This window comes from Aeromonas veronii, assembly GCA_041319085.1.
Classification (GTDB): Bacteria; Pseudomonadota; Gammaproteobacteria; order Enterobacterales; family Aeromonadaceae; genus Aeromonas; species Aeromonas veronii_F.
Window position 1 is genome coordinate 1,004,417 of the sequence record CP101033.1, and the last position, 25,356, is coordinate 1,029,772.

Sequence of the window (25,356 nt, forward strand, 5' to 3'; positions counted from 1 at the left end):
CCTTGAACTATTGAGCCATAAACTACGGGGTCAGCCCGGCAGATCCTGGCGGGCCATGCAGGTAGACCCTATCGGGCTATGCAGGTAGATCCTGGCGGGCTATGCCGGTAGATCCTTGCGGGCTATGCCGGTAGATCCTTGCGGACTATGCCGGTAGATCCTTGCGGACTATGCCGGTAGATCCTTGCGGACTACGCCAGCCATCTGCTCCATCACCCGCACTACCTGACAACTGTACCCGAACTCGTTGTCATACCATACGTAGAGCACGCAGTGATCCCCCTCGGCGATGGTCGCCTGGGAGTCGACGATGCCCGCATAACGGGAACCCACCATGTCGGAGGAGACCAGCTCGGTGCTGGCGCTGAAGTCGATCTGGCGGTGCAGGGCCGAGCTTAACGCCATCTGCTGCAGATAGGCGTTGAGGCTCTCCCGATCGGTGGCCTGCTCCAGCGACAGATTGATAATCGCCAGCGAGACATTGGGGGTCGGCACCCGGATGGCGTTGCCGGTCAGCTTGCCCTTGAGTTCGGGCAGCGCCTTGGCCACCGCCTTGGCGGCGCCGGTGCTGGTCATCACCATATTGAGGGCGGCGCTGCGACCGCGCCGCTCGCCCTTATGATAGTTGTCGATGAGGTTCTGATCGTTGGTGTAGGAGTGGACCGTCTCCACGTGGCCATGGCGAATGCCGAACTTTTCCTGCATCACCTTGAGCACCGGGGTGATGGCGTTGGTGGTGCAGGAGGCGGCGGAGATGATCCTGTCATCCGGGCCTATCACCTCGTGGTTGACGCCGAACACCACGTTTTTCATCTCGCCCTTGCCGGGGGCGGTCAGCAGCACCTTGCCGGCACCGCGCGCTTTCAGGTGCTCGGATAGACCCGCCTCGTCACGCCAGACCCCAGTGTTGTCGACGATCAGCGCATCGTGAATGCCGTAAGCTGTGTAGTCGATGTCGGCCGGGCTGTTGGCGTAGATCACCTGAATGAAGGTGCCGTTGGCGATGATGGCGCTGCGCTCCACATCCACCTCGATGGAGCCGTTGAAGGGGCCGTGCACCGAGTCGCGGCGCAGCAGGCTGGCGCGTTTCTCCAGATCCCCGTCGCGGCCGCCACGCACCACGATGGCGCGCAGCCGCAGCGGATTGGCGGCGCCGGTGCGCTCGATCAGCAGTCGGGCCAGCAGGCGGCCGATACGGCCAAAGCCGTAGAGCACCACGTCGGTCGGCTGCGGCATCTGGCTGTGACCAAGGGCCGGTGCCAGTCTGGTTTGCAGATAGTCCTCGATCCCCGCTTCATCCTGATGATCCTGCCAGTAACCGACCGCTAGCTTGCCAAGGTCAACCTCGGCAGCGGTGGGTTTGAGGGCCACGATGGCCTGGAGCAGGGGGAAGCTTTGTTGGATGGGGAGGGGAGCGCCCTGGTGGCGGCGGACGACCCGGTGAGCCTTGAGGATATCGATGGTGGAGGCGTTTTGCAGCGGGCGGCCGTAGAGGGTGATCTCGACCCCTTGTTGTCGGTAGAGGCGACCAATCAAGGGCTGCATGGCTTCGGCGAGCGCCTGGCTCTCCTGCCACGCTTGCAGGTAGTGCTCGTGGGTCATTGACCAGATCCTTTATTTCACGTTGTTGGTGTAAATAGAAAATTCGTCGAATGCAGATCACTGTAGGGGTCTATATTTCGTTATATTATTCTGCAATCGCGGCCTTATATGGCGCGCGCATTGTAATGGATATGTAACCGGTTTGCTAGCCGGAGGTGGCCTGTGAAGGCGCCAGTTGTTACCAACCCGCCTTACCAACAAGATGTGAACCATGGCCAATTTCCCTCTGCGACAGACCTTCATCATGCTTTCCGTCGGCCTTGCCGTGGCGGGCTGCAATGACGACCGGATCCACAACATCTGCAGCAACCATGCCGAGCTCTGTCAGGATCTGGTGGACGATGGCTGGTGCCGCTACGAGCGTACTGATGTGATCCGCAGCCGCTTCTATCTCAAGGAGGAGGGGACAGAGCGGCGCAAGTACGCGCTGATGCGCAACCTTGAGCGCTATCTCAAGTGTGCCGAACGCTCTACCAACATCGAGTACAAGAATGCCCGCGAACAGAAGAGCCCGCGGGTGGAAGGGATGCTGGCTGCAGGGGATCAGTTGGCCCAGCTCGATGCGGCGACCCGCAATTCGCAAGATCCCTATCTGCTGCTCTGGCACTGGACCAACAATACCAACGAGCTGGCCCGCCACCAATTTCTAGCGCTGGAAGGCAGCAAGGCGCTGGATGAACCTGAGTTGCAACTGGCGCTCGGCGGTATCTACGCCAAGAGCGACCCCGAGAAGGCTATTGCCACCCTGCAGCGTGGCCTCTCCCTCTATCAGGAGGGGGACAAGGTCAACAGCCGCCTGCTCACCTCCCTCAGCACCCTCTACATGGGCCAGAAGCAGTACGGGCTGGCCTATCTGTGGGGCAAGGTGAGCGAGTCGTTTCAGGATGCGCCAGAGGTCTCTGCCAAGCGATTTGGCATCTACCACACCCTGAGCAAGCTCGAGCAGGATGGCTACGATGTCCGGGCGGCCGAGATCATCGAGCAGCTCAAACGTGGCAACTATCGGCCCCGAGACAGTGATGACGACGCTCTCCCCGGTCAGTAGCTGGCCCACTCCGTTCGATCTCTCTTTCGTTCATGGCGAGGTGTTCACCGATGGCTGCACCCTCGAGCGGCTCACGGTGCGCGCCGTGGTGTCCCGTGGCGATGAGCTGCTGCTGGTTCACTCCCGGGTCAACGGCGATCTGATGTTCCCCGGTGGCGGCATTGAGGCGGGGGAGAGCCACCATGCGGCACTGGCCCGCGAGCTGTTGGAAGAGTGCGGTGCCGAGCTGCGGGAAGTGGGGGCTATGCTTGGTGAGACCCGTGAATACCGCACCGCCCGCGAGCCGGGGGTCGATGCCTACTGCATCCGCTCGCTCTACTACTGGTGTCAGATTGACGATCAGCTGGTGGCCCCGCAGCCGCAGCCCTACGAGATCCGCCTTGGCTTTGTGCCCGGCTGGTTTGCCCTCGACGAGGCGCTGCAGACCAACAAGACCCAGCTGGCGGGGCCCTGCCCCCAATGGACGGCGCGGGAGACCCGGGTGCTGGCCCAGCTGCAACGCTGGCATCAGCAGGGGATCTTCGACAACGGCCGCTGAGCACATCAAGCGGTAACGGTCAGGGATAGCAACAAAAAGAGCGCCAAAAGGCGCTCTTTTTGTTGCTTGGGAGGACGTTATTTGACCTCTTCGCCCTTGGCTTGCAGATCCGCGTGGTAGGAGGAGCGCACGAAGGGGCCGCAGGCGGCGTGGGTAAAGCCCAGCGCCATGGCGACCTCTTTCAGCTCGTCGAACTCTGCAGGCGGCACGTAGCGCTTCACCGGCAGGTGGTGGCGGCTCGGCTGCAGATACTGGCCCAGGGTCAGCATGTTGACGCCGTGCTCGCGCAAGTCCTTGAGTACCTGCACGATCTCTTCGTTGGTTTCGCCCAGACCCATCATGACACCGGACTTGGTCGGTACATGGGGGTGCATCTCCTTGATGCGGCGCAGCAGCTCCAGCGACCACTTGTAGTCGGCACCCGGGCGGGCGACCCGGTACATGCGCGGGGCGGTCTCCAGGTTGTGGTTGAAGACGTCCGGTGGCGTTTCGCGGAACACCTCCAGCGCCTGCTCCATCCGGCCGCGGAAATCCGGGGTCAGGATCTCGATACGGGTCTGCGGGCTGTGCTCGCGGATCTGCTTGATACAGTCGGCGAAGTGTTGGGCACCGCCGTCGCGCAGATCGTCGCGGTCCACCGAGGTGATCACCACATACTTGAGTTTCATCTCCTTGATGGTCAGCGCCAGTTTCTTCGGCTCTTCCGGATCGAGCGCCAGCGGACGACCATGGGCCACGTCGCAGAAGGGGCAGCGACGAGTGCAGATGGCGCCCATGATCATGAAGGTGGCGGTGCCGTGGTTGAAGCACTCCGCCAGATTGGGGCAGGAGGCCTCCTCACAGACCGAGTGCAACTTGTTCTTGCGCAGGGTGCTCTTGATGTGATCGATCTTCTGGCTCGACGGTGGCAGCTTGATCCGCATCCAGTCCGGCTTGCGCAGCACTTCCTCGTTGGGATCCGGCATGAATTTCACCGGGATCAGGGCCATCTTGTCGCCATCGCGCAGCTTGACGCCCGGCTCCATACGAACGGGTTTGCTCATGATTCACTCTCGGTGTTTGTTATTGTCTGGTTGGTCGCCATCAGGGTCTGCTCGGAGCCCTCATGGTTGCACGGCATGGGGTTGCTCATGCTGCTTCTTCGGTATTGATGATCGTTTGATAGCCAATCAGGCGGGCCAGTTCGGCCACCAGAATGGATTGCGCCTCGGCCACGCTCTGCGGGCCGCCCAGGGCGCTGGTCTGGGTCATGGCCATGCCCGCATAGCCGCACGGATTGATGTGCAGGAAGGGGGTCATGTCCATGTTGATGTTGAGGGCCAGCCCGTGGAACGAGCACCCCTTGCGGATGCGCAGGCCCAGCGAGGCCAGTTTGGCCTCCATGCCAAGGTCATTTTTCACATAGACCCCGGGGGCATCGGCCTTGGCGTAGGCCAGGATATCACTGTTGGCGAGGGTATTAATGATGGCTGTCTCCAGCGCGGTCACCAGCTCGCGGACCGAGAATTTGCAGCGGCGCACATCCACCAACACGTAGAGCACCAGCTGGCCCGGGCCGTGATAGGTCACCTGACCGCCGCGATCGCTCTGCACCACCGGGATGTTGCCCGGATTGAGCAGGTGTTCGGCCTTGCCGGCCTGACCCTGGGTATAGACGGGATCATGTTCGACCACCCAGAACTCGTCCGGGGTGTCGCTGGTGCGGTTGTCGGTGAAGGCCTTCATGGCGTCCCATACCGGCTGGTAGGGGCGGCGACCCAGCTGCCTGACAATCAGGCTGGACTGGGCGGGGATCTGGGATGACATGGTGTCCTCGCGGCGTGCTGCGGCCAAAAACAGTCGCCCCGCAGAACGGGGCGAGAGAGAAATTACAGTACGTATTTCACCAGCTCGATCTTGCCAAGGGCGTGGTACATCGCTTCGATGTGCTCTTTGCTCTGAGCCGTCACGGTCACGCGGACCGAGTGGTAGTTGCCCTTGGAGCTGGGCTGGACAGTCGGGCTGTAGGTGCCGGGGGCGTGCTGCTGCAGCACAGCAACCACTCTTTCCGGCAGTGCCGGGTCGGCAACGCCGAGCACCTTGAACGGGAACTTGCAGGGAAACTCCAGCAGTTCATCAAACTTGGTATTCATTTACTCACCTTTTGCGTCATCACCGGGATGACTTTATCTTGGATGGCTAGTGGCCGATGGCCCGTGTAGGCCGCCATTTCAAGTCTATATGGGCACAGCTCATTACTATATGGGCACTGCCCGGACCGGGATCAAGGCCAGGATCGGTCAGACAAGGATGGAAGTGCTGCTTTTTACCACAAATCAGAGTAAGGCGGAACCTGCAGTTTACAGGGTTATTCACTGCCTTTGCCCAGCACAGACAGCAGCGGCGCCTGTTGGCGCCGCTGTTTAGTGAGGATTGTGCGTTGGATTACTTGAACCAGCTGGTGACCAGCAGTACCAGGTAGTCCCACAGACGGCTCATCAAGCCACCTTCTTGCACCTCTTCCAGGGCGACCAGCGGCACCTGCTTGATCTCTTTGTCGCCCTGCTTCAGGAACACGGTGCCGACGCGCTGCCCCTTGGCCAGCGGCGCTTTCAGCTCGCTGTCGAGCTGGAAGTCTGCCTTCAGGTTGTTGCCCTGACCGCGAGTGACCAGTACGGAGACATCTTTGTCGACGCCCAGTTTCACTTCAGACTTGTCGCCCATCCAGATCTTCTGGGTGACCAGCTCGGTGCCGGCCTTGTACGGGGTCAGGCTCTGGAAGAAGCGGAAGCCATAGGTGAGCAGTTTTTTGCTCTCGGCAGCGCGGGAGGCTTCACTGCTGGCGCCCAGTACCACGGCGATCAGGCGCATGCCTTCGTTGTTGGTGGCAGAAGAGACCAGGTTATAGCCGATCTGGCTGACGTGACCGGTCTTGATGCCATCCACTTGCAGGGACTGATCCCACAGCAGGCGGTTGCGGTTGTGCTGGGTGATGCCGTTGAACACGAAGGATTTCTGGGAGTAGATCTTGTACTCCTCCGGCAGGTCGCGGATCAGCGCCTGGCCCAGACGGGCCATGTCGTGAGCGGTACTGTGGTGACCTTCCGCATCCAGACCGTGCGGGTTCATGAAGTGGCTGTCGTTCATGCCGAGCTTGGCGGCCCAGCTGTTCATCAGGCTGGCGAAGGAGTCGGTACTGCCCGCCAGGAATTCGGCCATGGCGACACAGGCATCGTTACCGGACTGGATGATGATGCCCTTGTTCAGGTCATCGACGGAGACCTGCTTGCCCACCTCGATAAACATCTTGGAGGAGTCGGAGTAGTTCTTGGACCAGGCGTTCTGGCTGATGGTCACCATGTCGGTGCGTTTGATGTTCCCCTTCAGCAGCTCGTGGCCGATGATGTAGGAGGTCATCATCTTGGTCAGACTGGCGGGCGGCAGACGCTCTTCGGCGTTCTGCTCGGCCAGCACCTGACCGGAGTAGTAGTCGATCAGAATATGGGCCTTGGCGGAGATCTCCGGTGCGGCGGGCACCACCACGGGCGTGGCATTCGGGGTCGGGGTCGGTACTGGCGTATTGGCCTGGGCGGCGGCGCTGATCAGTGAGGCCAGAATAACTGAACGGGCAAATTTGGACATCTTGAAATTCCTGCGAGCCAGATGGGGATAAAATGCGGGCCTAACTATACCAGATGCGCCCGCAGGTTATAGCCCGACATGACGATCAGAACTGGTTTTTATCCATCACTCCCTGTCAGCACGCCATAACACGACGTGATGACAGACAGTGGTTAGCAGATGCCCCGTAAACCCTAGCCCAATCGGGCGGGGATATAAGGGGAGCTAATCTGATGCGTTTGCGAGCCCGCCTATGTCTTCAGTGTCTCGATAGTCGCGCCTGCCGCACGTCCGCAGCGGTTGTTGATTTCACTGGCACGCGCTATAACTGTGCTTATATACAGACTGTGTTTTTAATCATGAAAAGAGCCACAAAAGTACGTATTTACCCCACCGACGAACAAGCGGCATTCCTCAATGCCCAGTTCGGCGCGGTGCGGTTCGCGTACAACAAAGCCCTTCATATTCAGCGGCACATGTTCCAGCGCCACGGGGTTTCACTGAAACCCAAACGCGACTTGAAACCCCTGCTCGCTGTGGCAAAAAAATCGTGCAAATACAGCTGGCTGAAAGAGTACGATTCACAAGCCTTACAGCAGGCGGTGATCAACCTGGATAAGGCATTCGCCAATTTTTTCAACCCCAAGCTCAAGGCCAGGATACCCACCTTCAAGAGCAAGAGAGGCAGGCAATCGAGCTACCACCCCAATGGCAAAGTGCTGACCGATGCCATCCTGTTACCGAAGATGACGCCCATCCGAGCTGTCATTCACCGAGATATTATCGGCGTGGTATCTAGTATCACGGTCAGCCGTGGCCCGACAGGGAAATACTATGCCTCCATCCTTTGCGATGATGGCCGTGAGGCTCCCGCCAAGCCCTCCCTCATCACAGCGGTGACAGGCTATGATATGGGGCTGTCCCACTACCTCATTGCGTCGAGTGGCAAAAAGATGGCCAACCCGCGCCATCTTATCAAGGCCAGTCGCAATCTGCGGCGAAAGCAAAAAGCACTGTCTCGCAAGACAAAAGGCAGTGCCAATCGTAGTAAGGCCAAATTACAGCTGGCCGCCCTGCACGAGCGGGTAGCCAATGCTCGCGCTGATTTTCAGCACAAACTCTCTCGCACGATAGTTGACGATAACCAAGCGATCATCGTGGAGACGCTTAAAACAACCAATATGATGAAAAACCACAAGCTGGCCCGCGCCATTGGCGATGCTGGCTGGCATGGTTTTATCATGAGGCTGGAGTACAAAGCCCAAGCGGCGGGCCGCCACCTAATCAAACTCGATCAGTGGTTTGCCAGCTCTAAACCATGTAGTGAGTGCGGCCACAAGATGTCGGAGATGCCACTTCACCAGCGACAGTGGGTATGTCCAGCGTGTGGGGCAGAGCATGACCGCGACATCAACGCGGCCATAAACATTCGACAGCAAGGAATATTGGAATTAAAAGCGGCGGGGCTCGCCGTTTCTGCCCATGGAGGCCAGCGTAAATCCGTCAATCTGACGGTAGCGGCCTAAGAAGTGGGAAGCCTCGCCGCTTGCGGCGGGGAGCAGTCACTCACACTCGCTACAAAAGGGGGCGATCAGGGCACGATAAAGGCCTGTTCCAGTCCCCCTTGCCGTACTTTTTCCAGCACACTCGCCTGCTGGTTGGCTGCGACCGGGCCAATCAGCACTCGGAAAATAGCGCTATGGGCATCGATGCGGTAGGGCACGCCGTACCGCTGGGCCATTACCTTGCCCATCGCCTCGGCCCGATCCCGGGAGCCGCTGGCCAGCACCTGGATCATCTTGCCATCGCCACTGCTGGCAGGTGCTGCAGCCTTGGCTGGCGAGGGTTTGACAGGCGCTGCTTTGGCGGGCTTGGCGGCGGGTGCCTTGACGGGAGCTGGTTCGGCGGTGGGAGTGGCTATCGCCAGCGCCGTCGGCTGACCAATGAAGACATCCTGCGACATCGCCTTGGGTGCGGCGGCCGGGGCTGTCGGAGTCATCTCGATGGGCTTCATCGGCTCCATGATCACCATCTGATCCGGCGTGTCATTGATCAGCTCCAGTCGCACTCGTGCTTCACCGCTATCGACCATATCCAATTGCTTGGCCGCCGCGTAGGAGAGATCGATCAGGCGAGTGCTGTTGAACGGGCCGCGATCGTTGACCCGCACTGTGGTCTCCAGTCCGTTGTCCAGATTGGTGACCCGCACATAGCTCGGGATAGGCAGGTTGCGGTGGGCGGCGCTGAACAGCTTGCTGTCCAGCACATCGCCGTTGGCGGTCTTCTGGCCATCCAGATCCGGCGACATCCAGCTGGCGGTACCCTCTTCGCTGTAGTGTTTGATGTCGCGCCATACCTCGTTTTTCTGCTTGCCGATCCAGTAGTCCCGGTTGCCGCTGGCACTCAGGGGCTCGGGGCGCGAGATGGCGCCGGTGGCTTGCGGGATCTCGATAACGGGTGGCTTGCTGACTGGTGCTTGCGGCTCGATGGGGGCGGTCTGTTCCGGCTGGCTGCTACAGGCGGCCAGCAACAAGCTCAGGCTGAGCGGGAGGAGTGTGTGACGAAGATGCATATGCTTCCTGAATGGCTTGGCTAAGTTGATACACCGCCATCGCATAGAGTGGGCTGCGATTGTAACGGGTGATCACATAAAAGTTATGCCGTGCGACCCAGTATTCCGGTCCATCGGCTTGATCAAATGCCAGTAACTTGACCGGCGTCTGCGGGGCCAGCGGCGTGGCGAGCTCAATCCCTGCTGCTGCCAGTTCTGACCACGGCTGTGTGAGCTCGGGCTCAGATCTCAGCAGCGGTTCGACCGCCATCAGCCCGATCTGGGCCGGTTCCACCACGGATTCGCCCCAGCGCCACTGGTGGCTGGCAAAATAGTTGGCCACGCTGCCGATGGCATCGACCGCGTTGGCAAACAGATCCCGCTTGCCATCCCCGTCAAAATCGATGGCGTAGTGGCGGTAACTGGAGGGCATGAACTGCCCCATCCCCATCGCGCCGGCATAGGAGCCCTTGAGGCGCTCCAGCGACCAGCCCTCTTCCCTTGCCAGCAACACCAGCTGGGCAAACTCCTTGGCAAAGAAGTCGCTGCGCTCGGGGTAGTAAAACCCCAGGGTGTAGAGGCTATCGAGCACCGGATAACGGCCCATTTGGCGACCATAGAAGGTCTCGACCCCGATGATGGCCACGATGAGCGAGGCGGGCACCCGATAGGTCTGCTCCGCGCGGGCCAGCGTCGCCGCATGTTGCTGCCAGAACTGTTGCCCGTCACGGATGCGATCCGGGGTAACGAACAGCGGCCGGTAGCGATGCCAGGGTTTGGCCTCCCACGGCTTGCTGATGGTGTCGAGCACCTCCTGCCGTAGCTGGGCACGGGCGACCGCGGCCTGCAACTCCGCCAGCGGCACCTGCTGCTGTTGGGCGAGCAGAGCCAACCGATCCGGCGCTACGGCGGCGGTTGTCATCGAGGCGGCGAGAGAAAGCAGCAATCCAACCCGTCTCATCAGGCGAGCAGTCTTCTATGAGTCTGAATGGACATCAGTATGCCAAAGCCGGCCATCAGGGTCACCATGGAGGTGCCACCATAGCTCACCAGCGGCAGGGGCACCCCTACCACCGGCAGAATCCCGCTCACCATGCCCATGTTGACGAACACATAGACGAAGAAGGTGAGGGTGATGGCGCCACCCAGCAGTCGCTCGAAGCTGTTCTGGGCCTGCATCGAGATAAACAGGCAGCGGCTGATGACATAGAGGTAGAGCACCAGCAACAGGGCTACCCCCACCAGCCCGAACTCCTCGCTGAAGACCGCGAAGATGAAGTCGGTGTGGCGCTCGGGCAGGAACTCCAGCTGGGACTGAGTCCCTTGCAGCCACCCCTTGCCAAAGACGCCGCCGGAGCCGATAGCAATCTTGGACTGGATGATGTGATAGCCGCGGCCGAGCGGGTCTTTCTCCGGGTCGAGCAGCATCAGCACCCGCTGGCGCTGGTAGTCGTGCATCAGGAAGAACCAGAGCACCGGCATAAAGGCCAGCATCAGCAGGACCGCCAAGCCGATCAGCCACCAGCTGAGCCCCGCCAGGAAGATCACGAAGAAGCCGGAAGCGGCCACCAGAATAGAGGTGCCAAGGTCAGGTTGGGCGGCGATCAGCAGGGTGGGCAGCAGCACCATGATGAGGGCGATCACCACATGGCTGAACTTGGGGGGCAGCGAGTGGCGACTGAGCCAGGCGGCGACCATGATCGGCATGGAGAGCTTCATCACCTCGGAGGGCTGGAACTTCATAAAGCCCAGATCGAGCCAGCGCTGGGCCCCTTTGCCGATGTGTCCGAATACGTCGACCGCAATCAGCATCAGCACCACCACGGCGAACAGCGGCACCGACCAGCGGGCGTAGAGGGAGGGGGGTAGTTGGGCCATGCCGATCATCAGGGCAAAGGCGAGACCGCCGCGCACCAGTTGGCGCACGATGGCGTCCATATCCTGACCGGAGGCGGAGTAGAGCACCACCATGGAAAGGGCCACCACGGCCAGCAGACCGAGCAGCAGGGGCAGGTCGATATGCAGCTTGTACCAGATACTCTGCTGACGGGCTGAATTACTCATGGGGGGCGACCTCACTCGGTTGGGATGGCTTTTCCGGTGCCGGTGGCAGTTGCGGATCAGGGGGCAGCAGATAGGCATCCAGCATCTGACGTGCAATGGGCGATGCAGCCCGGCCTCCACCACCACCGATGGAGTTTTCCAGCACCAATGCCACCACCGCTTTGGGCGCCTCGAAGGGGGCATAAGCGACGAACAGAGCGTTATCGCGATGCTCTGCCTTGACGGTCTTGATGTTGTAAACCTGGTTTTCCTTCAGGCCGACCACCTGAGCGGTACCCGACTTTCCTCCCGAGGTGTATGGCGCATTGATAAACGAGTGGCGGCCACTGCCTTCACTGCCATGGTTGACGCGCCACATCCCGTCCTGCGCCACCTTCCAGAAGCTGTCATTTTTGAGCTTGAGGGCGATGTTAGGATTGATCGGTGCATCGACCACACCCGCCTGTGAGGCGGTGCTCTTGAGCAGGTGCGGCGTCACGTCGTGGCCGTTCTGGGTCAGGATGCTGATCGCCTTGGCCAGTTGGAGCGGGGTGGCGCTCCAGTAGCCCTGACCGATCCCGACCGAGATGGTGTCACCCTGATACCAGGGCTGGCGCCAGCGGGCCATCTTCCAGTCGCGAGACGGCATGACGCCCTTGGTCTCTTCATAGAGATCGACCCCAGTGTACTGACCGAAGCCGAACTTGGTCATGTAGCTGTGGATCTTGTCGATGCCGACCCGATAGGCGAGATCGTAGAAGTAGGTATCTGCCGAGACCTCGATGGCGCGATAGACATCGAGCCAGCCGTGACCCCAGCGGCGCCAGTCGCGGAACTTCTTGGTGGTGCCGGGAATGGAGAAGCTCGGGCCGCCGAAATAGCGGTAGCCTGGGGTGATAGCCCCCTCGTTGAGGCCCATGATGGACATCATGGGCTTGACGGTGGAGGCGGGGGCATAGATGCCCTGAGTGGTGCGGTTCACCAGCGGCCGCGCCGGATCGTTGAGCAGCGCCGAGTAGTTGGCGCCGGAGATACCGGTCACAAACAGGTTGGGGTCGTAGCTCGGGCTCGACTCCAGGGCCAGGATGGCGCCGGTTTTCGGGTCCATCATCACGATGGCACCGCGCTGGCCCGCCAGCAGTTGCTGGGCCTTGAGCTGCATCCGGACGTCGATATTGAGGTAGATATCCTTGCCGGGAATAGGCGGCTGGAATTTGAGGGTGCGGACAATCCGGCCACGGTTGTTCACCTCGACCTCCTGATAGCCCGCGACCCCGTGCAACTCGTCTTCGTAATACTTCTCCACCCCCTGCTTGCCGATATCCTTGGTGGCCGCGTAGTTGGCGAGTTTTTCTTCCTTGTCGAGGCGTTCCACGTCACGGGTGTTGATCTTGGCCACATAGCCCAGGGCGTGGGTGAGGGTGTCACCAAACGGGTAGTAGCGCTTGAGGTAGGCCTCAATGCTGGCGCCCGGGTAGTTGTGCTGGTTGACCGAGAAGAGGGCCACCTGATACTCGGTCAGCTTCTCGTAGAGGGCGACCGGCTTGAAGCGACGCTGGCGCTTGACCTCAGCCAGAAACTTTTCCTTGGTGCCCTCTGGCAGCTTCAGCAGGGTGATCAGCTGGTCGGCGGTACGATCGAGATCGGTGGTCTCTTCCGGCACGATTTCCAGACTGTAGACCGGGCGGTTTTCCGCCAGCAACACGCCGTTGGTGTCATAGATCAGGCCCCGTGGCGGCGCCACCGGCACCACGCGGATGCGGTTGTCGTTAGAGCGAGTCTGATAGGTATCGTAAGACTCGACCTGCAGATAGTAGAGATTGCCCAGCAGCACCAGCATCAGCACGACGATGCCGATGTAGGCTACCAGGGTGCGCCGGAAGAACAGATTGCCCTCGGCACTGTGATCGCGCATTTCGATGCGTTGTTTCAGCATGCCTTTACCTCAAGACCCTTGGGGGCAATACCAGCGGGAACTGCATTGTTCACTCTCTGTGATACGGGTGAATATGAGAGGTGAGACTCCAGAGACGCATGGCTCACTCTCTATGATACGGATGATTGGTGGTGATGCTCCAGGCCCGATAGAGGCTTTCGGCCACCAGTACCCGCACCAGCGGATGGGGCAGGGTGAGCGGTGACAGTGACCAGCTCTGTTCGGCGGCAGCCTTGCACTCGGGGGACAAGCCTTCCGGCCCGCCGACCAGCAGGGCCACGTCCCGGCCATCGAGTTTCCACGCCTCCAGCTGGGTAGCCAGCTGCTCCGTGGTCCAGGGCTTGCCCGGAATATCGAGGGTGACGATGCGCGAGCGCCCCGCAGCCGCCAGCATGGCTTCCCCTTCCTTCTGCAGGATGCGGGGAATGTCGGCATTTTTGCCCCGTTTGCCTGCGCCGATCTCGACGAGTTCAAACGGCATGTCTTTGGGGAAGCGGCGACGATACTCTTCGAAGCCATGCTCTACCCAGGCGGGCATCTTGGTGCCCACCGCAATCAACTGGATCTTCATGGTCGTTACACTTGTGCTCTTATTGCGTATTCATTTGAGCGGCACCGCTCCACAGCTTTTCCAGTTGGTAGAAGTCACGATGTTCATCCTGCATCACATGCACGATCACCGAGCCCATATCTACCAGCACCCATTCACCGCTCAGTTGTCCTTCCACGCTCAGCAGATCCAGACCCGCGTGGCGGGCCTCGCTGGCCAGATGGTGGGCAATGGCGCTGACGTGACGACTGGAGTTGCCGGAACAGACGATCATGGTGTCAGTAATGCTGGATTTGCCGCGTACATCGAGGGTGATGATGTCGCGGCCTTTCATGTCATCGATCTTGTCGATGATAAAGGCATGCAGTTCTTGGCCTTGCAATGAGTCTCTCCTCTGTTCCGGCGCGCAGCGTTTGCGTCAGGGCGGCGGATTATATCATGGTCACTCCCGTTTCCCATCGGGTGGGATGGGATTACGACAGGGGCTAGCGGCGGTTGGCGCGGTAGAGCCCCTGTTGATCAATATAGTGCGCAACCGACTCGGGCAAGAGGTAGCGGGTGTCTTGCCCCTCATCCAGCAAGGCCCGCAGTCGGGTGGCTGACAGTTCGATGGGCTGGTTGTCCGCCAGCCAGATATGACCGGCCAGACGCTGGTGCAGCGCGCTGGCGTCAGTGGTGTGATGGCGCGCCAGCAACTGCGCCACCTCGGCCGGATACTCCGGTTGCCAGCCCGGCCGCACGCTCACCACCAGATGGGCATAGTCGAGCAGCGCTTGCCAGCGGTGCCAGCTTGGCAGGCTCAGCAGTGAATCCATCCCCATCAGAAAACAGAGCGGCGTATCGGGCAGTTCATGACGCAGCTCGATCAGGGTATCGATGGTGTAAGAGGGCTTGTCCCGTCGCAGCTCCCGCTCATCCACCACAAAGTCCCGGTTCTCCGCCGCCGCGAGTCTGACCATGGCAAGACGCTGCTCGCTGGAGCAGAACGGATTGGCGCGGTGGGGCGGGATATGGTTCGGGATCAGCCGCACCTCGGCCAGCCCGAGGGCATCGCGCGCCTCGATGGCCGGGCGTAGATGCCCGATATGGATGGGGTCGAACGTGCCCCCCAGCAAACCGATAGGTGCCTTCAGCTGGTTGGCCGGAGCCTTCAGCAGATTGATCGCAGCCTTCAGCACGGGCTGCACTCCATCGCCAGCGGCAACGGCGTGCCGTCACGAAAGCCGAGGGCTATGGTCTGCAGCATCAGCCAAGCCTGCTCGGTATCGAAGCGGCGCTGGGCATCGTCCAGCTGGGCCATCAGTTGCCACAGTTGCTGCAACTTGGCAAACGGCAGTCGGGTCAGTGCCTGCTGAATGAGCTGCTGGCGGCTCTGCCAGATGCGCAGGCGGCTGAAGTGCTCCCCCAGTGGCTGGCCGTTACGCATCGCCAGTGACAGCTCGGTCAGCTGCTCCAGCTCGCGGCAGAGGGTCCAGGCCAGCATCCCCGGCTCGGAGCCTTCGGCCCGCAGGGCGGCCAGAATGCGCTGGGCCCGGTTCACCTTGCCCTCCAGCAGGGTATCGACCAGCTGGAACGGGGTGAAGTGGGCGTGGCGGATAATGGTCTCTTGCAGATAGGTGACGCTGATGGGCTGGGGCGGCGAAAGCAGGGTCAGCTTCTCGATCTCCTGACTGGCGGCCAGCAGGTTGCCCTCGTAGGAGTGGCACATGAAGTTGATGGCATCCGGCAGCGCCTTGAGGCCGAAACGCGCAAAACGGGCACTCATCCAGCGCGGAAAGAACTTGGGTTCCGGATGGTTGACCGGCACATAGGTGCCAATCTGGTAGAGCTTGTCGAACCACGCTGCTTTCATCTGGGTCTGATTGAGGCGACCGCCGCTCAGCACCAGCAGCAGGTCGGGATGGAGCTGCTTGCCGATTTCGCTGATGCGGGCAGCGAGATCCTTGTCCACCTTGGCGGGCAGTTCCAGCTCGATGATCTGACGGGCGGAGAAGAGACTCATGGCCTGACAGGCATCGTAGACCTGATTCCAGTCCAGCCCCTGCTCCACCACGAAGGTGTGGCGTTCATCGAAACCCTGTTTGCGGGCGACCTGACGGATGGCATCGATGGCCTCCAGTCGCAACAGGGGCTCGTCACCAAAAACGAGATAGCAGGGCCGAAGCCCTGCTTTGAGGTGGTCACCAAATTGCTCAGGGTAGACTCTCATCAAAGTACTCGCATCAGAAGCTGACCTGACTCAACTGCCGGATCACCTGATTGGCCGCCTGCTCCTGCATCTCGCGGTTGAGCTGCTCCTGCTCACGGGAGGAGGCGAGCGCTGCATCCGGCTTGTTGAGGAAGCTGCGGTTGAAGTTGATGGGGAAGACCTGAGTCGGCTTGCCCGGTACCGAGATGGTGAACTGGGTACCAAAGCCCATCACATACTCGGTGTCCGTCCCCAGCGCGTTGACCGAGGCGACCTGACTGGTGCTGCCTACGCCGCCCAGGGTGAGCACCGGAATGCCCTCCTTGTCAGCCAGGGTCACGCCGGAGGCTTTCAGGCGGGTGGTGACCATCCGGTAGAAGTCGCTCTTGTTGTCGCCCACGACCTTCATGGTCATCAGCTCGCTCGGAATGCCGTTGCCGCGCATGTGAAAGCCACAGCCTTGCAGCAGCAGACCAGCCAGCACGATGGCCATCCAGCGGGTGAAGATGGTGCCCATAGAAAATCCTCTTTGCATGAAGGGAAAGCGGCGGGCGCAGGGCCCGCCGTTATCATCCGTTTGCTGTCACAGATTGGCAATGATCAGTTGGTAACCAATCAGTTGGCAGCCAATTAGTTAGCGACAATATTGAGCAGCTTGCCCGGTACATAGATCACCTTGCGCACGGTCAGACCGTCGGTGAACTTCTGCACGGAGGCATCGGCCATCGCCAGCTTCTCAACGTCAGCCTGGCTGATCTCGGCCGGTACGGTCAGCTTGCCGCGCATCTTGCCGTTGATCTGTACCACCACCAGCTTCTCGGTCTCGACCATGGCCGCGTCATCGGCCACCGGCCAGGCAGCGTGATCCACGTCGTCGCCCTTGCCCAGCATCTTCCACAGCTCGAAGCCGATATGCGGGGTGATGGGGTAGAGCATGACTACCACGGCTTCCAGCGCTTCTTGCATCAGGGCGCGGTCCTGCTCATCGCTACCCAGCTTGGCCAGATTGTTCATCAGCTCCATGATGGCGGCGATCGCGGTGTTGAAGGTCTGACGGCGACCCACGTCATCGCTCACCTTGGCGATGGTCTTGTGCAGTTCACGGCGTACCGCTTTCTGCTCGTTGGTGAGAGCCGCCACATCCAGCGCGGCAACGGCGCCACCGGAAACGTGTTCGAAGGTGGTGCGCCACAGGCGACGCAGGAAGCGCTGGGCTCCCTCTACGCCGGAGTCGGACCACTCCAGCGTCATCTCGGCCGGCGAGGCGAACATCATAAACAGACGGACGGTATCGGCGCCGTAACGCTCGACCATCAGCTGCGGGTCGATGCCGTTGTTCTTGGACTTGGACATCTTGGTCATGCCGGAGTGGATCACTTCACGACCATCGTTGTCGATGGCCTTGGTGATACGCCCCTTCTCGTCACGCTCTACCTTGACGTCGGTCGGGCTGACCCAGACGTTGCCGCCCTTCTCGTCTTTGTAGTAGAAGGCGTCGGCCAGCACCATGCCCTGGCAGAGCAGGCGCTTGAACGGCTCGTCGCTGTTCACGAGGCCTGCGTCACGCAGCAGCTTGTGGAAGAAGCGGGCGTAGAGCAGGTGCATACAGGCGTGCTCGATACCGCCGATGTACTGATCCACCGGCAGCCAGTGGTTGGCAGCCGCCGGGTCAAGCATGCCCTTGTCGTAGTCCGGAGAGCAGTAGCGCGCGTAGTACCAGGAGGACTCCATAAAGGTGTCGAAGGTATCGGTCTCGCGGAACGCTTCCTGACCGTTGTAAGTGGTCTTGGCCCACTCGGCGTCGGCCTTGATCGGGCTCTGGATACCATCCATCACCACATCTTCCGGCAGCAGTACCGGCAGTTGATCTTCCGGAGTCGGCACTACTGTGCCGTCAGCCAGAGTCAGCATCGGGATGGGGGCACCCCAGTAACGCTGACGGGAGACACCCCAGTCGCGCAGACGGAAGTTGACAGTACGCTTGCCGTGGCCGAGCGCTTCCAACTTGTTGGCGATGGCGTCAAAAGCGCCCTGGAAGTCAAGACCGTCGAACTCGCCGGAGTTGAACAGTACGCCCTTCTCGGTGTAAGCCGCTTCGCTCACATCGACGTCGCCATCAACCGGCTTGATCACCGCCTTGATGTCGAGGCCATATTTGGTGGCGAATTCGAAGTCACGCTGATCGTGGGCCGGAACCGCCATTACGGCGCCGGTGCCGTAGTTCATCAGCACGAAGTTGGCGACCCAAACCGGTACCTTGCGGCCATCCAGCGGGTGAATGGCATAGAGGCCGGTGGCCATGCCCTTCTTCTCCATGGTGGCCAGTTCCGCTTCGGCTACCTTGGTGTTCTTGCACTCTTCGATAAAGGCTGCCAGTTCCGGATTGTTTTCGGCGGCCTGCAGGGCCAGCGGGTGGCCGGCGGCGATACCGACATAGGTGACGCCCATGAAGGTGTCCGGACGGGTGGTGTAGACCTCCAGCTGATCAGTCTGACCCTCGATATTGAAGCTGATGTTGACCCCTTCGGAGCGGCCAATCCAGTTGCGCTGCATGGTCTTGACCATCTCCGGCCAGCCTTCCAGATTGTCGATGTCGCTGAGCAGCTCTTCGGCGTAGTCGGTGATCTTGATGAACCACTGGGGGATCTCTTTCTGCTCCACCGGGGTGTCACAGCGCCAGCAGCAGTTGTCCACTACCTGCTCGTTGGCCAGTACGGTCATGTCGTTCGGGCACCAGTTGACGGAGGAGGTCTTCTTGTAGACCAGACCCTTCTCGTAGAGCTTGGTGAAGAACCACTGCTCCCAGCGGTAGTAGTCCGGTTTGCAGGTGGCCAGCTCGCGATCCCAGTCATAACCCAGACCCAGCATCTTCAGCTGGTTCTTCATGTATTCGATGTTTTCGTAGGTCCAGGGCGCCGGTGCAGTGTTGTTTTTGACTGCGGCGTTCTCCGCTGGCAGACCGAATGCATCCCAACCTATGGGTTGCAGCACGTTCTTGCCATTGAGGCGTTGATAACGGGAGATCACATCACCTATGGTGTAGTTACGAACGTGCCCCATGTGTAGTCGACCAGACGGATAGGGGAACATGGACAGGCAGTAGAACTTCTCCTTGTCTACTTTCTCCACGGCCTTGAAGGTTTTCTTGGCATCCCAGTGCTGTTGCACTGCTGGTTCAATGGATTGGGGAACGTATTGCTCTTGCATTGGTGACATCCGGATCTGTGAAATGAATAGATAAATCAGCTGGGAAATCGCAATAGAATACCCATATCCTGCGGCGGCAACAACCGCCAGCGTCCCTTGGGCCTGAAGCCGGGCCAGATCAGGGTTTAGTAGAGGAGTTAGAGCCATGGACAAACGTCAAAAAGGGTACGAAGCCTTCATTGCCGAGCTGCAAAAACAGTGGCAAGAGACTGAAGAGTTCCAGGGGGAGCGCCTCAACCGGATGATTGCCAAGGTGCAGGCCTATCTGGAGGCTGCCAGCGACCTGACTCAGGACGAACTGGCGCTCATCGCCGAGTACGTGAAGCGGGATCTGGGCAACTATGACGAGGGGCGCCATGACGATAGTGCGCAGGTGGAAGAGTCTGCCTTTATGTTGGCCCTGAAAGACACCGCCTGGTCCTGGCTGGCAGATGTGACCGACCGCGCCCAGGTGGAGTGGCGAGAGCTGGCCGACGAGCTGGAGCACAAGGGCGTCTATGAGGCGGGTGACTGGGTTGGGCTGGGGGTCATGGTGTGCGACCAGTGTGGCTGGCGCCATACGGTGCTGCATCCCGAGCAGCTCGATACCTGCCCCGAGTGTGGCTGCGCCGAGTATCACCGCGAGCCGCTCTCGCCTTGAGTAGACGCATTATCAGGTTCGCATTATCAGGTTTATGTACCGACCTGTAGGGTCGATTAGCGAAGCGTAATCGTCCATTTAGCCAGAGGTATCGACACTCGGCTTGCTAATTTGCTTGCCAATAAGAGAGAGGCGCCATCAGGCGCCTCACTCTGTTGATGGGCGGGATTACTTGCCCGCGACGGAGAGGCCGCCAAAACGGATCAGCGGGGCGTAGAAGCCCTTGCCATCGTTGTGGTGCAGGGTATCGCCGACCGCTTCCAGCTCGCCCAGCAGGCGGTAGAAGTTGCCCGCTACCGTGATGCCGCGCACCGGCTGGAGTCGTACGCCATCGCGGCAGAGGAACCCTGACGCGCCAAACGAGAAGTCGCCGCTCACCGCATCGGCACCCGAATGCAGGCCATCCAGCTTGACCAGCTCCAGATAGTCGCCGCTCTGCACCTCCGCTTCGCGGTGGGGGCCCGCGCCAAACACCAGATGGCGAGCGGTGACATCGAGGGCGCTGCGGGCACCGCGGGCGGCCGAGCCGTTGCTGGCGACGCCAAAGTGGCGGGCGGTGGCGCTGTTGTGGAGCAGGGTTTTCAGCTGCCCCTCGCCAATCAGCAGCAGATCCGAGGTGGCCGCCCCCTCGCCATCAAACGCCTTGATGTTCATGCCGCCCGGCATATAGACTCGGCTCTCCAGAGTGAGCCAGCGCGAGGCGACGCTCTGCCCCACCTTCTCCCGCCAGGGGTTGATCCCCTGCTGGGCCCACTTGCCCGACAGTACCCCCTGAAAGCAGCCAAACAGGCTGGCGAAGCAGTTGGTACTGAAGATGACGCTGTAACGACCGCCTGGTACCGCCTCGCCCGGCAGCAGGTCGCTGGCGACGGCATAGATCTGCGCGATGAGCCGCTGGCTATCCAGCTTGTCGAAGCGACGGCCATACTGCCCCTGCGAGTGCATCGACTGGCGGCCATCCCGTTCGACCAGTGCCGAGGTGTAGCAGCTGACGCTGAACTCGCCGTGCTGGCAGAGGGTACCCTGACTGTTGGCGAGCCAGAGCTGGCTCTCCCCTTCAAAGAAGCTGTTGTAGGGGGCGCCGCTCACATCGGGCATGGCCAGCATGTCTGACTCCAGGCGCAGGGCCAAGGCGATCTTCTCCTCAACCGGCGTGGTATCGGGCTGGTTGATCTCTTCGCAATCTGTAGTGAGCCGGCTATTGGCCACCGAGATGCGCTGATCCGGGTCTACCTTGGCAAAGCGGCTGGCATCCAGCGCATCCTGCAGCATGGCATCGAGCGCCGCTTCATCGAGCGCTTCCGAGTAGGCGATGCCGACTCGGCCCTCTTTGATCAGGCGAATACCGAGTTGCTGGCTGCTGGTGACCTTGTATTCACCCAGCTCGCCCTTGTCTGCCTTGAGGGAGAAGGCCTTCTCCTGATTGGCGATGATGTCTGCCTCGGCGCCGAGGTCGGCCACTTTATCCAGCAGGCGGGTGAGCAGTTGGTTCATGTCGAGTTGGCTCATCAGGCGTTCCCTCCCACCAGAATATTGTCCACTTTCAGCGCCGGCTGGCCCACCGAAGTGGGGACCGAGCCCGAGACCGAGCCGCACATACCTGCGGCCAGCGCCAGATTGCTGCCCACCATGGAGATCTCTTTCAGCACCTGCGGGCCGGTACCGATCAGGGTGGCTGACTTGAGCGGTTTGGTTATTTTGCCGTGCTCGATGAGGTAGGCCTCCTGCACATTGAAGTTGAACTCGCCGGTGCCGGGCTGTACCGAGCCGCCCCCCATCTTCTTGGCGTAGATGCCATGTTCGACGGTGGCCAGCATATCGTCGAGGCTGTGGTTGCCTGGTTCGATATAGGTGTTGCGCATGCGCGAGGTGGGGGCGTACTTGTAGGATTCGCGCCGACCTGATCCGGTGCGGGCATAACCGGTCTTGAGGGCGCCCATTCTGTCCACCAGAAAGCCGGTCAGAACACCGTCCTTGATGAGCTGGGTATGCTGGGTCGCCATCCCCTCGTCATCGACGTTGATGGAGCCCCAGGCATTGCCTTGCAGCCCTTCATCCACCGCATTGACCACCGGATTGGCGATAAGCTGGCCCATCTTGTCGTGGAATACCGAGGCCTTTTTGGCTACCGAGGTGGTCTCCAGCAGGTGGCCGCACGCCTCGTGGAAGATGACGCCGCCAAAGCCGTTCTCCATGATGACCGGCAGGGTGCCGCTCGGGCAGGGAGCCGCGCCCAGCTTCACCAGTGCCTGACGGGTGGCGGTGAGGGCCAGCTCGCGCGGATCGATGCGATCGGCATGCTCCCAGCCCATCAGGGCGCCGGGGGCCTCGTAACCGACGCTCTGCTCGCTCCCTTCCATGGCGATGGTCTGGGCCATGATGCGGTTGTAGTGGCGGCGATCGGCCACTTGCACTCCTTCGCTGTTGAAGATCTCCACCTCCTGCTCCCAGCCCAGCACGTTGCCGGAGAACTGGCTCACCTTGCTGCTCTCGGCGCGGGCCGCCGCATCCATGGCGTGCAGATAGGCGATCTTCTGCTCCAGCAGCTTGTCTGCCGAGAGCGGCAGCGCCACCGGGTTGCGATCGCTCAGGCGGGTGAAATCGAAGGCGGTGGCGGTCACCACGGGGTCGCGGCGGTCTTTGGCCGCCAGCAGGGTGACGATGCGCAGCAGCTCGTCGCGGTTGGCCAGATTGGTGTAGCCGTAGAGCACCTTGTGGCCGTAACAGAGGCGCACGCCGATGCCGAAATCGAGGCCGCCGCTGATGTTCTCTATCTGGCTGGAGAGCAGGCTGAGCTGGCTGCGGCGCTTGCGCTCGACAAACAGCTCGGCAAAATCGGCACCCAGCGCCAGCGCGTGATCGAGCACGTCACGGGCGATGGCGGGGGCCAACAGGGAGAATGGGGTCATAGAATATCCTTTTCTGGTCTGTCCGTTTGCTTCCGACATCCGGCTCTGATTGTTATGGAATGTCGAGTCCATTGTTGCAGACCAGCACAAAAAAGTCGCTATAGCGTCACGCGATGATACCGATTGAGAAAATCGGTGCGATAACTGCGCCCGGGCGGCCACATCCACAGGGAGTGGCCGCCTTAAGATGAGTGAAAAAGATCAGAGCAGGGCGTGGATTTCGCTCAGGATCTGTTCGACCCACTGCTCGATGCGCGGATCGGTCTGGTCATATTGGTTGGCATCATCGAGGGCCAGCCCGACGAAGTGACGGCCATCGTCGATCAGTGCCTTGGAGGCATCGAATTCGTACCCTTCGTTGGGCCAGTAGCCCACCAGCTTGACTCCTTTTGGCACCAGCTGGTCGTGCAGCATGCCGAGGGCATCCTGGAACCATTCCCCATAACCGAGTTGATCGCCGAGGCCAAACAGGGCAACGATGCGTCCCTCCAGATGGAGGTCGGCGATATCTTCCCAGCGGGACTCCCAGTCCTCCTGCAGTTCGCCAAAATCCCAAGTGGAGATGCCGAGGATCAGGATCTCGTAATCCTCCATCCGGCGCAGGGAGACATCTTTGATATTGTGAATATCCACCAGCTCGGGGCCGATGAGGGCGCGGATCTTCTCGGCAGCCATCTCGGTGTAGCAGGTGGTGGAACCGTAAAACAGACCAATCTTCATCGCTCTTCTCTCTGTTGGCGCTTTCTCGCTTGCTTTTGGCGCGTTCTCGCATGCTCGTGTGGGCAGCGCCATGTTGGCAACACGATGGGTAACGTAAGGGGAGGGCGCCAGTCTAGCAGATTGCCATTCGACCTTCACCGCCCGGTAAGGGGCGTGGCAAACGTGCCTTATCTTTCCAATGAAAGTGCCTTGTCTTTCCAAGGAGTTGGCGAGTTACAATGGGCCATTGATCCCCTGATTGCAGCGCACCATGAGCAAACCCGACCCCCATCCCCTGATTGAACCCTTTCTCGATGCCCTCTGGCTGGAGCGGGGATTGTCTGACAACACGGTCAGCTCCTATCGCAGCGATCTGGAGAAGTTCTCCCTCTGGCTCGACGAGCAGGGGAGCTCGCTGCTGCTGGCGGGGATGGACGAGATCCAGCACTACCTCGCCTGGCGGGTCGATCACCAGTTTGCGGCCAGCAGCACCGCCCGTTTTCTCTCGGCCCTGCGCCGTTTCTATCAGTATCTCAACCGTGAGAAGCTGCGCAGCGATGATCCGACCGTGCTGCTGGAGGGGCCCAAGCTGCCGAAAAAACTCCCCTCCGATTTAAGCGAAACGGAGGTGGAGGCACTCTTGAGTGCGCCGCTGGTGGATGACCCGCTGGAGTTGCGGGACAAGGCAATGCTGGAGCTGCTCTACGCCACCGGCTTGCGGGTTTCCGAGCTGGTGGGGCTCACTGCCGAGCATGTCAGTCTGCGTCAGGGGCTGGTGCGGGTAGTCGGCAAGGGCAACAAGGAGCGGTTGGTGCCGATGGGCGAGGAGGCGATGCACTGGCTGGAGCGTTACTACCGGGAGGCCCGCACCCTGCTGCTCGGTGGTACCAGCTCGGACGTGGTGTTTCCCTCCAAGCAGGCCCGTATGATGACCCGCCAGACCTTCTGGCACCGCATCAAGCTCTATGCCCAGCGGGCCGGGATCAACGGCGAATTATCCCCTCATACCCTGCGCCACGCCTTTGCCACCCACCTGCTCAACCACGGCGCCGATCTGCGGGTGGTGCAGATGCTGCTGGGCCACGCAGATCTCTCCACTACCCAGATCTACACCCATGTCGCCAACGAGCGGCTCAAGGCGCTGCACGGTGAGCACCATCCGAGAGCCTGAGTGTCGGGCCTCCCAAAACAAAAAAACCGCCAGCAGGCGGTTTTTTGGCATTACACGACAGGAGATGGCGCTTATTTATCCTGCCGGGATTTAAGCAGATCACGGATCTCGGTCAGCAGCTCCTGATCCTTGGTCGGGCCTGCCGGGGCGGCGGCTTCCTCTTCCTGCTTTTTCTTCAGGGTGTTGATGGCCTTCAGTCCCATGAAGATGGCGAAGGAGATGATCAGAAAGTCGATGATGGTCTGGATGAACTTGCCATAGGCGATGACCACGGCGGGTGTGGTCCCCTCTGCGGCTTTCAGGGTGACAGCCAGGTCGCTGAAGTCCACGCCGCCGAGGATCAGGCCGATGGGCGGCATGATCACGTCACCGACAAAAGAGGAGACAATTTTGCCGAAGGCGGCACCGATGATGATACCGACGGCCATGTCGATGACGTTGCCGCGGGCGGCAAAGGCTTTGAACTCTTGGATCAGACTCATTATTTCCTCCGAAATTAAACAAGATAGCGCGTTGATGACTCTTGCCAAAGGGCGAACTCTTGTCAGGAAAACAGAGGCGAAGCCGCGTTATTCCTGTCGTCCAGACTAGCTTGCGGGCGTTATGATTCCTTGGCAATCGGGGGAAACCATTTTTTGGGTACAAACCGATATTAATTTTTTGGTAAGTAGCAGGTT

At 60.5% G+C, this 25,356-nt stretch carries 24 protein-coding genes; 5 read left to right on the forward strand and 19 right to left on the reverse strand.

What is annotated here, in order from left to right:
- Window positions 1-168 precede the first annotated feature (168 nt).
- On the reverse strand, window positions 169-1,602 hold the full coding sequence (locus NMD14_04985) for a glyceraldehyde-3-phosphate dehydrogenase (GenBank protein ID XEI33781.1): 1,434 nt from the start codon (window positions 1,600-1,602) through the stop codon (window positions 169-171).
- A 211-nt stretch (window positions 1,603-1,813) separates the two neighbouring features.
- On the opposite strand from NMD14_04985, the gene NMD14_04990 reads away from it, so the two are divergent.
- Complete coding sequence (locus tag NMD14_04990; GenBank protein ID XEI33782.1) at window positions 1,814-2,647, forward strand: DUF2989 domain-containing protein; 834 nt, start codon at window positions 1,814-1,816, stop codon at window positions 2,645-2,647.
- The gene (locus NMD14_04995) at window positions 2,622-3,185 is read left to right on the forward strand and encodes an NUDIX domain-containing protein (protein ID XEI33783.1); all 564 of its coding nucleotides are present in this window, start codon (window positions 2,622-2,624) and stop codon (window positions 3,183-3,185) included. Before NMD14_04990 ends, NMD14_04995 begins: the two co-directional genes overlap by 26 nt.
- Before the next feature lie 77 nt (window positions 3,186-3,262).
- On the opposite strand, the gene lipA is transcribed toward NMD14_04995, so the two are convergent.
- The 4 genes from lipA to NMD14_05015 form a co-directional block, all read right to left on the reverse strand.
- Entirely contained in the window at window positions 3,263-4,228 is a 966-nt protein-coding gene (gene lipA / locus NMD14_05000) for a lipoyl synthase (protein ID XEI33784.1), read from the reverse strand.
- A gap of 85 nt (window positions 4,229-4,313) precedes the next feature.
- Window positions 4,314-4,991, reverse strand: a complete 678-nt coding sequence (gene lipB / locus NMD14_05005; GenBank protein ID XEI33785.1) for a lipoyl(octanoyl) transferase LipB — start codon at window positions 4,989-4,991, stop codon at window positions 4,314-4,316.
- A 62-nt stretch (window positions 4,992-5,053) separates the two neighbouring features.
- Window positions 5,054-5,317 (reverse strand): DUF493 family protein YbeD, encoded by a 264-nt coding sequence (ybeD, locus tag NMD14_05010; protein ID XEI33786.1) that lies wholly within the window; start codon window positions 5,315-5,317, stop codon window positions 5,054-5,056.
- A gap of 292 nt (window positions 5,318-5,609) precedes the next feature.
- Window positions 5,610-6,806 carry a D-alanyl-D-alanine carboxypeptidase gene (locus tag NMD14_05015; GenBank protein XEI33787.1) on the reverse strand — a complete coding sequence of 399 codons (1,197 nt, stop codon included), beginning with the start codon at window positions 6,804-6,806 and terminating at the stop codon, window positions 5,610-5,612.
- A gap of 338 nt (window positions 6,807-7,144) precedes the next feature.
- Here NMD14_05015 and NMD14_05020 point away from each other — a divergent pair, with 338 nt between their 5' ends.
- A complete protein-coding gene (locus tag NMD14_05020; protein ID XEI33788.1) occupies window positions 7,145-8,311 on the forward strand; it encodes a transposase in 1,167 nt (388 codons plus the stop codon).
- Window positions 8,312-8,376: 65 nt separating this feature from the next.
- Here NMD14_05020 and NMD14_05025 read toward each other — a convergent pair whose 3' ends face one another.
- The 10 genes from NMD14_05025 to leuS all read right to left on the reverse strand — a co-directional run bounded on the left by NMD14_05025 (window position 8,377) and on the right by leuS (window position 19,260).
- Window positions 8,377-9,357: a septal ring lytic transglycosylase RlpA family protein gene (locus tag NMD14_05025; GenBank protein XEI33789.1), complete on the reverse strand. Its 981-nt coding sequence runs from the start codon at window positions 9,355-9,357 to the stop codon at window positions 8,377-8,379.
- On the reverse strand, window positions 9,299-10,297 hold the full coding sequence (gene mltB, locus NMD14_05030) for a lytic murein transglycosylase B (GenBank protein ID XEI33790.1): 999 nt from the start codon (window positions 10,295-10,297) through the stop codon (window positions 9,299-9,301). Before mltB ends, NMD14_05025 begins: the two co-directional genes overlap by 59 nt.
- Window positions 10,297-11,400 (reverse strand): rod shape-determining protein RodA, encoded by a 1,104-nt coding sequence (gene rodA, locus NMD14_05035; protein XEI33791.1) that lies wholly within the window; start codon window positions 11,398-11,400, stop codon window positions 10,297-10,299. Before rodA ends, mltB begins: the two co-directional genes overlap by 1 nt.
- A complete protein-coding gene (gene mrdA / locus NMD14_05040; protein ID XEI33792.1) occupies window positions 11,393-13,315 on the reverse strand; it encodes a penicillin-binding protein 2 in 1,923 nt (640 codons plus the stop codon). The genes rodA and mrdA overlap by 8 nt, the downstream gene beginning before the upstream one ends.
- 103 nt (window positions 13,316-13,418) lie before the next feature.
- Window positions 13,419-13,886, reverse strand: coding sequence for a 23S rRNA (pseudouridine(1915)-N(3))-methyltransferase RlmH (gene rlmH, locus NMD14_05045; GenBank protein XEI33793.1), 468 nt, complete (start codon window positions 13,884-13,886; stop codon window positions 13,419-13,421).
- A gap of 19 nt (window positions 13,887-13,905) precedes the next feature.
- Complete coding sequence (gene rsfS / locus NMD14_05050; protein XEI33794.1) at window positions 13,906-14,247, reverse strand: ribosome silencing factor; 342 nt, start codon at window positions 14,245-14,247, stop codon at window positions 13,906-13,908.
- 103 nt (window positions 14,248-14,350) lie between these two features.
- On the reverse strand, window positions 14,351-14,998 hold the full coding sequence (gene nadD / locus NMD14_05055; protein XEI34712.1) for a nicotinate-nucleotide adenylyltransferase: 648 nt from the start codon (window positions 14,996-14,998) through the stop codon (window positions 14,351-14,353).
- Between the two features lie 38 nt (window positions 14,999-15,036).
- Window positions 15,037-16,074: a DNA polymerase III subunit delta gene (holA, locus tag NMD14_05060; protein ID XEI33795.1), complete on the reverse strand. Its 1,038-nt coding sequence runs from the start codon at window positions 16,072-16,074 to the stop codon at window positions 15,037-15,039.
- A gap of 13 nt (window positions 16,075-16,087) precedes the next feature.
- Window positions 16,088-16,570, reverse strand: a complete 483-nt coding sequence (lptE, locus tag NMD14_05065) for an LPS assembly lipoprotein LptE (protein XEI33796.1) — start codon at window positions 16,568-16,570, stop codon at window positions 16,088-16,090.
- 113 nt (window positions 16,571-16,683) lie between these two features.
- Window positions 16,684-19,260 (reverse strand): leucine--tRNA ligase, encoded by a 2,577-nt coding sequence (leuS, locus tag NMD14_05070; protein ID XEI33797.1) that lies wholly within the window; start codon window positions 19,258-19,260, stop codon window positions 16,684-16,686.
- A gap of 145 nt (window positions 19,261-19,405) precedes the next feature.
- Here leuS and NMD14_05075 point away from each other — a divergent pair, with 145 nt between their 5' ends.
- The gene (locus NMD14_05075) at window positions 19,406-19,900 is read left to right on the forward strand and encodes a zinc ribbon-containing protein (GenBank protein XEI33798.1); all 495 of its coding nucleotides are present in this window, start codon (window positions 19,406-19,408) and stop codon (window positions 19,898-19,900) included.
- A 168-nt stretch (window positions 19,901-20,068) separates the two neighbouring features.
- Here NMD14_05075 and NMD14_05080 read toward each other — a convergent pair whose 3' ends face one another.
- The 3 genes from NMD14_05080 to fldB form a co-directional block, all read right to left on the reverse strand.
- On the reverse strand, window positions 20,069-21,409 hold the full coding sequence (locus NMD14_05080) for a TldD/PmbA family protein (GenBank protein ID XEI33799.1): 1,341 nt from the start codon (window positions 21,407-21,409) through the stop codon (window positions 20,069-20,071).
- Window positions 21,409-22,809 (reverse strand): TldD/PmbA family protein, encoded by a 1,401-nt coding sequence (locus tag NMD14_05085; GenBank protein ID XEI33800.1) that lies wholly within the window; start codon window positions 22,807-22,809, stop codon window positions 21,409-21,411. Before NMD14_05085 ends, NMD14_05080 begins: the two co-directional genes overlap by 1 nt.
- A 201-nt stretch (window positions 22,810-23,010) precedes the next feature.
- Window positions 23,011-23,529 carry a flavodoxin FldB gene (fldB, locus tag NMD14_05090; GenBank protein ID XEI33801.1) on the reverse strand — a complete coding sequence of 173 codons (519 nt, stop codon included), beginning with the start codon at window positions 23,527-23,529 and terminating at the stop codon, window positions 23,011-23,013.
- 250 nt (window positions 23,530-23,779) lie between these two features.
- On the opposite strand from fldB, the gene xerD reads away from it, so the two are divergent.
- Window positions 23,780-24,679: a site-specific tyrosine recombinase XerD gene (gene xerD, locus NMD14_05095; GenBank protein ID XEI33802.1), complete on the forward strand. Its 900-nt coding sequence runs from the start codon at window positions 23,780-23,782 to the stop codon at window positions 24,677-24,679.
- A gap of 71 nt (window positions 24,680-24,750) precedes the next feature.
- Here xerD and mscL read toward each other — a convergent pair whose 3' ends face one another.
- On the reverse strand, window positions 24,751-25,161 hold the full coding sequence (gene mscL, locus NMD14_05100) for a large-conductance mechanosensitive channel protein MscL (GenBank protein XEI33803.1): 411 nt from the start codon (window positions 25,159-25,161) through the stop codon (window positions 24,751-24,753).
- Window positions 25,162-25,356 lie beyond the last annotated feature (195 nt).

Bases quoted from the DNA above. Each gene is read 5' to 3' on its own strand.
- NMD14_04985 (XEI33781.1), bottom strand. From the start codon at position 1,602: ATGACCCACGAGCACTACCTGCAAGCGTGGCAGGAGAGCCAGGCGCTC.
- NMD14_04990 (XEI33782.1), top strand. From the start codon at position 1,814: ATGGCCAATTTCCCTCTGCGACAGACCTTCATCATGCTTTCCGTCGGC.
- NMD14_04995 (XEI33783.1), top strand. From the start codon at position 2,622: ATGACGACGCTCTCCCCGGTCAGTAGCTGGCCCACTCCGTTCGATCTC.
- lipA (XEI33784.1), bottom strand. From the start codon at position 4,228: ATGAGCAAACCCGTTCGTATGGAGCCGGGCGTCAAGCTGCGCGATGGC.
- lipB (XEI33785.1), bottom strand. From the start codon at position 4,991: ATGTCATCCCAGATCCCCGCCCAGTCCAGCCTGATTGTCAGGCAGCTG.
- ybeD (XEI33786.1), bottom strand. From the start codon at position 5,317: ATGAATACCAAGTTTGATGAACTGCTGGAGTTTCCCTGCAAGTTCCCG.
- NMD14_05015 (XEI33787.1), bottom strand. From the start codon at position 6,806: ATGTCCAAATTTGCCCGTTCAGTTATTCTGGCCTCACTGATCAGCGCC.
- NMD14_05020 (XEI33788.1), top strand. From the start codon at position 7,145: ATGAAAAGAGCCACAAAAGTACGTATTTACCCCACCGACGAACAAGCG.
- NMD14_05025 (XEI33789.1), bottom strand. From the start codon at position 9,357: ATGCATCTTCGTCACACACTCCTCCCGCTCAGCCTGAGCTTGTTGCTG.
- mltB (XEI33790.1), bottom strand. From the start codon at position 10,297: ATGAGACGGGTTGGATTGCTGCTTTCTCTCGCCGCCTCGATGACAACC.
- rodA (XEI33791.1), bottom strand. From the start codon at position 11,400: ATGAGTAATTCAGCCCGTCAGCAGAGTATCTGGTACAAGCTGCATATC.
- mrdA (XEI33792.1), bottom strand. From the start codon at position 13,315: ATGCTGAAACAACGCATCGAAATGCGCGATCACAGTGCCGAGGGCAAT.
- rlmH (XEI33793.1), bottom strand. From the start codon at position 13,886: ATGAAGATCCAGTTGATTGCGGTGGGCACCAAGATGCCCGCCTGGGTA.
- holA (XEI33795.1), bottom strand. From the start codon at position 16,074: ATGAGAGTCTACCCTGAGCAATTTGGTGACCACCTCAAAGCAGGGCTT.
- lptE (XEI33796.1), bottom strand. From the start codon at position 16,570: ATGGGCACCATCTTCACCCGCTGGATGGCCATCGTGCTGGCTGGTCTG.
- leuS (XEI33797.1), bottom strand. From the start codon at position 19,260: ATGCAAGAGCAATACGTTCCCCAATCCATTGAACCAGCAGTGCAACAG.
- NMD14_05075 (XEI33798.1), top strand. From the start codon at position 19,406: ATGGACAAACGTCAAAAAGGGTACGAAGCCTTCATTGCCGAGCTGCAA.
- NMD14_05080 (XEI33799.1), bottom strand. From the start codon at position 21,409: ATGAGCCAACTCGACATGAACCAACTGCTCACCCGCCTGCTGGATAAA.
- NMD14_05085 (XEI33800.1), bottom strand. From the start codon at position 22,809: ATGACCCCATTCTCCCTGTTGGCCCCCGCCATCGCCCGTGACGTGCTC.
- fldB (XEI33801.1), bottom strand. From the start codon at position 23,529: ATGAAGATTGGTCTGTTTTACGGTTCCACCACCTGCTACACCGAGATG.
- xerD (XEI33802.1), top strand. From the start codon at position 23,780: ATGAGCAAACCCGACCCCCATCCCCTGATTGAACCCTTTCTCGATGCC.
- mscL (XEI33803.1), bottom strand. From the start codon at position 25,161: ATGAGTCTGATCCAAGAGTTCAAAGCCTTTGCCGCCCGCGGCAACGTC.